The sequence below is a fragment of the Paenibacillus sp. OT2-17 genome, assembly GCF_009827695.1.
Lineage (GTDB): Bacteria > Bacillota > Bacilli > Paenibacillales > Paenibacillaceae > Paenibacillus > Paenibacillus polymyxa_B.
This window is the reverse complement of the sequence record NZ_WUDQ01000119.1, coordinates 1-9,148: the sequence shown is the minus strand read 5'-3', so window position 1 is coordinate 9,148 and position 9,148 is coordinate 1. Positions and strand designations below refer to the sequence as shown.

8 protein-coding genes are annotated in these 9,148 nt (G+C 47.2%); 3 read left to right on the top strand and 5 right to left on the bottom strand.

Going from position 1 to position 9,148, the window contains the following annotated elements:
- Positions 1-342, bottom strand: a 342-nt coding sequence (locus tag GRP75_RS14365; protein WP_202404136.1) for a hypothetical protein, incomplete at its 3' end; no start/stop codon positions are given.
- A gap of 189 nt (positions 343-531) precedes the next feature.
- Here GRP75_RS14365 and fabV point away from each other — a divergent pair.
- A complete protein-coding gene (fabV, locus tag GRP75_RS14360) occupies positions 532-1,719 on the top strand; it encodes an enoyl-ACP reductase FabV (RefSeq protein WP_160789627.1) in 1,188 nt (395 codons plus the stop codon).
- Between the two features lie 298 nt (positions 1,720-2,017).
- Complete coding sequence (locus GRP75_RS14355) at positions 2,018-2,170, top strand: DUF1540 domain-containing protein (protein ID WP_023989813.1); 153 nt, start codon at positions 2,018-2,020, stop codon at positions 2,168-2,170.
- A gap of 154 nt (positions 2,171-2,324) precedes the next feature.
- Here GRP75_RS14355 and GRP75_RS14350 read toward each other — a convergent pair whose 3' ends face one another.
- Both GRP75_RS14350 and GRP75_RS14345 read right to left on the bottom strand, forming a co-directional pair.
- Positions 2,325-2,564 (bottom strand): hypothetical protein, encoded by a 240-nt coding sequence (locus tag GRP75_RS14350; protein ID WP_160789626.1) that lies wholly within the window; start codon positions 2,562-2,564, stop codon positions 2,325-2,327.
- 93 nt (positions 2,565-2,657) lie between these two features.
- The gene (locus tag GRP75_RS14345) at positions 2,658-3,029 is read right to left on the bottom strand and encodes a DUF4190 domain-containing protein (RefSeq protein ID WP_025720792.1); all 372 of its coding nucleotides are present in this window, start codon (positions 3,027-3,029) and stop codon (positions 2,658-2,660) included.
- A gap of 223 nt (positions 3,030-3,252) precedes the next feature.
- Here GRP75_RS14345 and GRP75_RS14340 point away from each other — a divergent pair, with 223 nt between their 5' ends.
- Positions 3,253-3,840 carry a hypothetical protein gene (locus tag GRP75_RS14340; protein WP_076265307.1) on the top strand — a complete coding sequence of 196 codons (588 nt, stop codon included), beginning with the start codon at positions 3,253-3,255 and terminating at the stop codon, positions 3,838-3,840.
- 12 nt (positions 3,841-3,852) lie between these two features.
- On the opposite strand, the gene lpdD is transcribed toward GRP75_RS14340, so the two are convergent.
- Complete coding sequence (lpdD, locus tag GRP75_RS14335) at positions 3,853-4,200, bottom strand: prenylated flavin chaperone LpdD (protein WP_160789625.1); 348 nt, start codon at positions 4,198-4,200, stop codon at positions 3,853-3,855.
- A 305-nt stretch (positions 4,201-4,505) separates the two neighbouring features.
- A partial coding sequence (locus GRP75_RS14330) for a S8 family serine peptidase (RefSeq protein WP_160789624.1) occupies positions 4,506-9,148 on the bottom strand: 4,643 nt, incomplete at its 5' end.

Below are 9,148 nucleotides of genomic sequence, written 5' to 3'. Positions count from 1 at the left end.
TTCCTCCACATCAATTGGATCAGGTTCTGGTTCTGGCTCTGGCTCCGGCTCTGCTTCTAGCTCTGGGGGTTCCTCCATCGACACTTGAGTCTCCTCTGCATCCGCAAATTCAACCTCCGTCTCATGCGAAGCCTCGACTTCAGGTTCGACAACAGTCTGTAGCTCCGGCTCCTCTTTGGTTGGGGGAGGCGGAGAAGCAACTTGATGAAGTCTTGCTTCTGTCTCCCTCTCCGCAGGCTGTGGCTTCACGCGATGTATCATACTTAATTCATTCATATCCGGGTCAATTACACTATAGAGCGGCTTTTTGTTTCTTATGGTTTTGCGGCTCTTATTCTTCAAGCAGCTCTCTCCCTTCTCATATTTATCGTTACAGCATCATATGCAGGCACTTAGGCACTTGCCACCCCGTGCAAGGATACACTTTTGGGTAAAAAGGATACTTACTAAAATCCACGTTTGAAAAAAAATAGTTAAAAGTTAAAATAGTAAGGGTGAAGATCGCTACAAGAAGAGAGGAATTACAATAACATGATTATCAAACCAAGAACACGTGGCTTTATCTGCACCACTGCTCATCCGGTGGGCTGTGCCCAACATGTTCAGGAGCAAATTGACTATGTACAGGCCCGTCCTGCTATCCAAGGACCCCGTAATGTACTTGTGATCGGGGCATCTGCCGGATATGGGTTGGCCTCTCGCATTACTGCCGCCTTCGGTGCGCGTGCCAATACAATTGGTGTATATCGCCCTAGTAATGCTACCGCCACACGTACAGCATCGGCAGGCTGGTACAATTCTGCTGCATTTGAAAAAGCTGCTCAGGAAGCTGGGCTTAAATCCTTAAGCGTAACAGGCGATGCCTTCTCGGATGAGGTCAAATCCAAAACGGTGGAAGCCATTCGCGAAGAACTGGGACAAGTCGATCTGGTGATTTACAGTGTCGCTTCAGGTCGTCGTACAAATCCCCGCACAGGCGAAACGTTTAATTCCGTGCTCAAACCTATTGGTAAGCCTTACACAAACAAGACCGTTAACTTCCACACCGGGGAAGTCAGCAGCGTGACGCTTGAACCCGCAACAGAAGAAGAAGTACAAGCAACTGTAGAGGTTATGGGTGGTGAGGACTGGAAATTGTGGATTAACGCCTTGCGTGAAGGCGGTGTATTGGCTGATACTGCAACGACCTTCTCTTTTTCGTACATCGGTTCAGATATTACACAAGCCATCTACAGAGAAGGCAGTATCGGAAGTGCAAAGGATCATTTGGAGGAGACAGCACATCAGCTGAACGATCAGCTGAAAGTTACAGGCGGACGCGCCTTCGTCGCAGTCACCAAAGGACTCGTTACCCAATCTAGCTCCGCTATCCCTGTCGTTCCTCTGTATATTTCTGCTTTATATAAGATAATGAAGGAAAAAGGGCTGCATGAAGGGTGCGTAGAACAGAGCTACCGCCTGTTTGCTGAGCGTCTGTACGCACCAGAAACTCCTGTAGATGAAGAAGGACGTATTCGTATTGATGATTGGGAACTGCGCGAAGACGTACAGGCAGAGGTTGAGAAGATATGGGAGGCGCTGACGACCAACAATATCTACGAATTGTCAGATCTTGAAGGATATCGTCACGAATTTTTCCAACTGTTCGGCTTTGAGTTTGAGGGCGTAGACTATGATGCTGACATCGATCCCATCGTAAGTATTCCTAACGTGCGCTAAGTCTTTTCATATCGTCATTATGTCAGAAAAACAAAAAAAGCTGTTCTCCAGCAGAGAAACATTTCGTTCTGCATGGAGGACAGCTTTTGTTTTTTAATTAAAAGGGACACTTGTGTCCGCTTCGAACTGCAAAAAGAAGCAAACATTGCAATTTTAAAATTCATTTGATATTGTACAAGTAGGCATAGCAAAGTCCCTCTTCCTAACAAGAGGGTAAACACAGTTGGACAAGTCCTACCTTGACTGACCGTGATTATATTTGCTCAGCCCACCACATCCATATAAGGAGGTGTACAACATGGCAAAAGACGTTCTGTGTGAAGTCAATTCATGTACGCACTGGGCCCAAGAGAATAAATGTAGTGCTAGCTCCATTTACATCGTAAGCAACAGACCTGAAGACACTCACAAATCCGAAGAAACAGACTGCAAAACCTTCGAAGCCAAGTAAATCTTTGATTTCAAGCCTAGTTTTATAATGAAGGAGCCCATGCCCGGGTTCCTTCTTTCTTATGATATTCTAACAATAATGATAATTATTATCAAGTCCTTTTTCGGTACAGAAAAAATGCTATTCGCTTGTATACAATCATTTCTCTGCTACTTTATAAATCCAAGCCTAAAAGGACACTGCTGTTCTCTCTAAAGACAAAAAAAGAAGCGTCGCTCTGAACGATTCGCTTCTTGTGCTTGACCTTTTGTAATTGTTCTTGCTTGGTCGGCTTCACTCGTATGTGCTGTGAAATCTCGCCATAATGGTCATTCGTTTTGCGGCTTTGTGCCGCGCAATAGATTCCAGCGCGTTTTGCCTTGCTCAGCGCTTTTTGTGTTTGAGTACGTGCCATACGGCTTCACTCTCCTTCATTGGACTCCTTTTATCATAGCATCCAATCGTCAAATCGTGAATGGTTTGTCTGACTCAAGCATTCTTCAATTCATTAAATGTCTGAAAAAATATCCGGATCGCCACTGGAGGCCGCTACAATAAAAACAATAACTATAAAAATGATGATTAGTGTATAAATCAGTGTACCGATAATACTACATACCAGTCCAGCAATGGCCATACCTCTGCCTTGCTCGCCATGACGGTTAATTTCCTTCAGGGAAAGACTGGACAAAATAATACCCACAATTCCGATAATCAATCCAATATAGGGAATGACAACAGATAAAATCCCGAGCACCATCGAGGCAACAGCTTTACTATTCGTAGGTGGAACTACTGGGGGCGGGTTAAATGGGGCGTTATAATCGTTCGTCTCCTGAAAAGGATCGGAAGATCGAGGCTCCTTGTACAAATCACTCATCTGTTAAATTCAACTCCAATACGAAAAATAGCAATTATATAAGTTCTAGGGTACCACAATCTTACAAATCAGGACAGTACTTATTTCGAATTTTTAAATTAGAACGTTAAAAAGAAGAAACCTAGCGATATTAGCACTTTTTGAGGTAACCGGGCATACAGTATTGTACCTGTTACAGATCAATTGCGCTCCATGAGAGCATCCTACCAAGGAGGTCGGAGCTATGCTATATCGTGCAACATCCCGCAGAAAGGGCTCGCCTCACAAACGTTTAAATGCAAATACACTTAGGAAAATATCCGCTGCCATGCTACCCTTTTACAAAGCTATTGCAACCCGACGTGCTTTTGCCGTCCAATGGTCACGAGCTGTCGTTCAAGGCAATTTGGATCGGATGAAATCCCTTCTCTGCTCAGTAGCGCCATTTGCCGCCAAACAAGGCTTAGGCACGAATGGCATCGGCTACTTTATTTCCTTTTTAGCTCAGCCACCGATGCTCTATTATACGAATGGAACGACGATTCCACCGGGGACTGTGCAGTTTACGTTTGAGCCGAGAGTTCATCGCGCCATTGCAAAAGCCGTTTTTCCACTGTATCGCGAATTGGCACGCAATCCATGTTTTGCTTCTGCCTTAGCCAAAGCGATCAACAGACAAGACCAGCGTGCAGTTCATGTCATGATCCGTAGTTTGATTCCATCCTCTGCGCTGAAATCCGTACAAATTGAGGATGATGGCTTTGCATTGCTATTTAAGTATCCCTTTAGTAAGTACCCATATCGCAATCTGCTCTTTCGGGAGTTCACTTAAAAAGGTATGCTACTAGCGTGCTTGCTTGAGTTCTCCAATGAGCTCTTTCCCCAGTTGTATAGCCATATCTGTCAGCACTCGGATTTCGTCCTTGGTTGCATGATCTAAATGTGCCCCGCAGCAAATGGCAAAATTGCCTGCAAACTCTTTTCGCAAGCGAACTGCAATTTCTTCGGTAATATAAAACTCCTTGTGATTTTGCAATTGCACAGTTTGAATCGGCTCGAGTCTGGCCCCTGCTGTAATCGTTCCCAAATGAGGCTGATCACCGCCTGAAATGAATACAATGATATCTTCCCCCATAAAATAGGCATCCAGCTCTAGACGGATACGTCCGCTTTCTTTTTGCAAATGAATCAATAGGATCCTCTCCTGCTAAAAAATATTATTCAGGATTTTGCAAAATTCGATTCCAGTCGCTCCAAAGTGCAATATATAGACGAACTAGACCATTTCGATCTATATATCGTTTATTGAAAATCGCTTATTGGATTTTTGCAAAATCCTCTATTGTGAAACGATTCACTTTATAGAGTTCTACTCATTGTACCGCTTCTTGAACGGTTCGACAATTTAAAAATGGCCCACAGCAGCCTCTATAAACCGTGGCTTGCTGTGGGCCTTCATTGTTATTCTAAAAGAAGCATTTCCTTTCCTACTGGCTGTTAACGGATCGTGATCGTATGCACAGTCTTACCACTTGCGCCGTCATTATCCGTTACCGTTAGCTCTACGGTATACGTTCCAGCTGTGGTGAATTTATGCTTCACCTTGGAACCGACCGCCGTATCGCCATCGCCAAAATTCCAGCTGTAACTAACGATCTCACCGTCTACATCACGGGAAGCTTTGGCGTTAAATTGTACATTTTTGTTCTTCTTAGCTGATTCATTAGCCTGAATAATGGCTACCGGCTTCTCATTGGATGGATTCGGATCAGGGTTCTGTCCTCCACCATTGGTTACATACAATCTTCCCGGTGCCTCCGTCTCCACTTCATTTCCCGCTGCATCCCTTACCCGGATCACGATGACTCCGCCCTCCAGGTTCAGAGAAGATGAAGTGAAATAAGTACCTTCATAGTGGCCTGACGAAGTTTCATTTAATGGAATATCGTTGCGGCCCAAAGTGGACAGGTTGAAAGGCAGCTCCACATGGAAGGACGCCTCCAAACCGGATGCACTGTCAAAGGATACTCGTACCGGCTGCCCTGGAGTAATACGCACATCCTCAGCAGGGCTAATGTTTTCAAGCTTCGGCAGAGCTGTATCGACATACACCGAGCGCGTAACACTTGTTTCGTTTTCGGCAAGATCCTTGGCCGTCACCGTAATTTGATTTTCACCTTCGTTGATAAGCAACCGCTTGTTAAAGCTGCCGTCACTTCCAAATTCAGCGGGCTCACCATTAATCGTCAATTCGGTGAGGAACTCGTCATACACGGTACCGACTACACTGACTACACCCGCGTTTGTACGGGCCCCTTCATCAGGTGAAGTCAGGATCAGACCCGGTTTAGTCTGATCGAGTGTCACAACCACCGTTTCGGAACGATCCGTTAATTTGCCGTATACCGCTGCTTGAACACTTAGCGGATTAGCTCCTGGTTGAAGATCAACCGACAAACTGAAGTGGCGATCCTTCACTTTCGTTGTGCCAGCCAGCTCCTTACCGTTAAAGAGCTGAATATCGGCTCCTTCTGCCGGGGAAGTTCCTGTTACGGTAATCGACTCTTCCTGCGTATACGTAGCCTTCGTAGGAGTCGTAATCGTTGGAGCATTCACCGGATATCTGACGATAGCCCGGATCATGTAATTCCCTTCCTCCTCAGGTGATTGGCTCCATGCGCCGCTTACACCTTGCCAGCTGCGAAGTGCATTCGGGCCACTCTCATCTGTAGCAAGACCCGGCGACTGTGTGCCTACAGCAGACTGTGTATATACGATGTAGAAGTCACCTTGAACCGTCACCGGCTCTGGAAGCTGCACCGTCGTCCATTGTGACTCGTCCCGCACGGCAGTCCCGTCGAATGGACCAGCCAATAATCGTCCAGGCGCTCCTGCCGCACCGGAGGCGTCATAGACAGAATATTGGAATGCCGTTCCTCCCGGATTCGGGAAGGCAGAGTTCCAGAACAAAAGCGATGCGCCTGTCACTTGAGCCACTTCCGACTCAGGCGTCATTCTGACTGCCCATGAATTGCCTGCCGCATTAAAGGCTCTGGCATTTTCTCCTGTCCCGTCATCGTAGGCGATGCCTCCCTGGAACCCGATGAAAGGTTTCAACGTGACATTCGCTTCCACACTACCATTCGGAGGAGCAGTAACGGATACACTGTCGCTATAATAATTTTCAGCTGAAATGGACAATGTGTATGTTCCTTCCAGCACATCCAGCGTAAATTCTCCAGCCTCATTCGTCTCTACCGGAGCAATACGTGCATCCTCCAGCACCAACACTTTCGCTTTTTGGATCGGTTCACCGGATTGCTTGTCGGTAATGACCCCGTGAATCGTACCGTGAGGTATGGCCTGAAGGCTAAAGTTTGCTCTAATGACTTTGTTATTCTCAATCGTGACTGCTTTCGTTTGAGGCACGTAACCATAGGCTTCAGCCTTCAGCGTATAGTCGCCCGCTACATGGGTGAAGCTGTATTTGCCCGTGGTCGGATCCGTTTTCACCGAACGTCCGGTTTCCAATACCGTAACCGTAGCGCTGGCTGGAAGACTGTCGAGCCCGACACGTCCACTATCCACCGTTGTTTCTGCCGGCTTCACTTTCTCCTGGAATTCACTCTTTTCAGTGCTTGTAATTTTGTACAGCGGGAACTGTTCTTCCGCTTTTTCCAGCTTGATATTCGACTCAGGTACGATGTCCTTGGTCACTGTCGCAGCTGGAATACCCAACACACGGAAATCGTCAATGTACCAGCCGTTCTTGTTCACACTGTTATCCGATTTCAAACGGAAGCGAATTTGGATCTCATTGCCGGTGTAGCTATCCAGATTGTAATAAACCGGAGTCCACTTTTTCCCATTCGTATTGTGAGAGAACTTGCCCAGCTCGCTCCACGTGTCGCCATTGTTTTTGGACACTTCCACATAACCGTAATCATAGCCAGCCTCAATTTCAAACCAGTGATTGAAGGTCAGTGTTGCGTTGCGTACAGCCTGCAAATTAATTTTTGGAGAAACCAGCGAAAATTCAGCTCCGTTCTCATAATTGCTATCAAGATCGGTTGCCCACACATTTGGTCTGGACACTGCGCTTTCTGGTCCTACTTCCTTGGGAATGCCACGTTCCCACTCATCCTTGGTACCGGAATGAGTCCAGCCATTATCCGAGCTGCCGTCAAAATGATCGCTATACAGCGTATCCGGCACGTCTACTCTCAGAGAAGCCTCATTTGACTTGATTCCTTCATTGCCACTATAATCCTCAGCCGCCACTGCATAATGATAGGTCGCTCCACCGACCGTGATGGTATCTGTGAGTGTCAGTGCTGAGGTTGTACCGATGGAAGTATAATTTTTGCCTGATTGGGTAGAACGATACACCTTGTACTGCTTCACATCTTCATCGGAGGAAGCATTCCAGGCCAGTGTGACGTTGCCCACAGTATCGGCTTCAGCAGTCAAATTGCTCGGCGCAGCAGGTGCAACGGTGTCTGGCTCCTGAATCGACAGATCGTCAATATACCAGCCATCTTTCACAACCGTATTGTCACTAGTAAAGTTGAAGAGGAGGTATACCTTTTGACCCGCGAATGCCCGCAAATCAAGATATTGTGTTTTCCAGCCATTGCTGGTGCCGGTAAACGATAATACCTGCTCAAACGCATTCTGATTGTTTGTGGTTGCTACGTACACTTTGCCGAAATCAGAATTATTTTCAAGATCGTACCAATGCTTGAAGCTGACCAGTGCCCCTTTTGAGCTCTCGGTCAGATCAATCGGAGGGGCCATAAAATAACTGTTGGAGTTGGCCTGATATTGGCCTTCGAGATTAGTCGCGATGACCTTTGTACCCGAATGTGCGCTTTTAGGGCCGCTTGTCGGAGTTCCCCATTTCCAAACACTGCCCTGTCCACCGATATTAATACCGGCAATGTCTTTTTCAAAGTCTTGTGTGTAGCCTGGTTTTACGCCTTTGGAGATTTTAACCTTGTATACTTCAGTTTCAAATCCGTTATTACCGTAATCATTTACACGAATATAGTATTCCAGACCAGCGCTGTCCACCAAAAAAGTCGGGATGGACGCTTGATATGTACCATCTTTGCTGTCGCCGGAGGTCCGTTCCAACGGAATATATACATAGTTTGACGTACCTGCTGTTTTGGCAAATGCCTCAACGGCTGTCACGCCGACATCATCCGTTACATGAGCAGTCAGAGGTATATCAATACCTTCGAATGCCGCTGCGGGCGGTGTATGCTCGAGAACAGGTGCTTCCAGATCGTCGCCACCCGTTACAACTTTACCAGACACGGAGCCCAGACCTTGCATGACCGAACCGACTGCATCCAGCGCATTAATGACACCATGTCCGTAGCCATTGTTTGGCGAAGTAGGATATGTGCTGTCCGTGCGCGGTGTAGCTGTGTTCATCAAAATTTCCTCAAGCTGATCTACGGTAAGCGAATGATTCGCTTGCAGCAACAGGGCTGCAAGAGCCGCAACATGAGGTCCGGCCATAGAAGTACCGTTATATCCGCCTTTATAGCCGCCACCAGCGACAGATGACCGGATATTAACACCCGGTGCGGAAACTTCGGGCTTCACCTCACCATAGGGTGATGGTCCTAACAAGGAGAAGCTGGCTAGATTATCATTGATATCGGTGGCTCCAGTAGCGAAGGATTCCGGATAGTTCGCCGGATTGGCTACCGAAGCAGGTCCGCCCGGATTGGAAAGAGAGGTATTACCTGCAGAGAATTCAGGGAAGATTTGAGCATCCCGCCATGCCTGAACCACAGGCCGGAACCATTCATCAAGACCCGGTCCGCCTCCCCACGAGTTGTTCACTACGTCTGGAGCAAGCTCGGGATGAAGATTCCCTTGGGCATCTTTTGGCGCAAGCAGCCATTGACCGCCATCCAGTATAATCGCATCCGTCGTTTCCGGATTAAAAATCCGAACCGCAATCCACTTCGCACCAGGTGCAACGCCAACTCGGTTCGTTCCGTTTTCCTCAGAGCCGACCATCGTGCCCATCGTATGTGTACCATGGGAATCGTCTTCCTGATCGACCGGAAGCGTGGCATGACTATGCGGATCGTACCAGCTCAGTTCGGGATTCACGACAT

Coding starts and splice junctions, on each gene's coding strand:
- fabV (WP_160789627.1), top strand. CDS start 532: ATGATTATCAAACCAAGAACACGTGGCTTTATCTGCACCACTGCTCAT.
- GRP75_RS14355 (WP_023989813.1), top strand. CDS start 2,018: ATGGCAAAAGACGTTCTGTGTGAAGTCAATTCATGTACGCACTGGGCC.
- GRP75_RS14350 (WP_160789626.1), bottom strand. CDS start 2,564: ATGGCACGTACTCAAACACAAAAAGCGCTGAGCAAGGCAAAACGCGCT.
- GRP75_RS14345 (WP_025720792.1), bottom strand. CDS start 3,029: ATGAGTGATTTGTACAAGGAGCCTCGATCTTCCGATCCTTTTCAGGAG.
- GRP75_RS14340 (WP_076265307.1), top strand. CDS start 3,253: ATGCTATATCGTGCAACATCCCGCAGAAAGGGCTCGCCTCACAAACGT.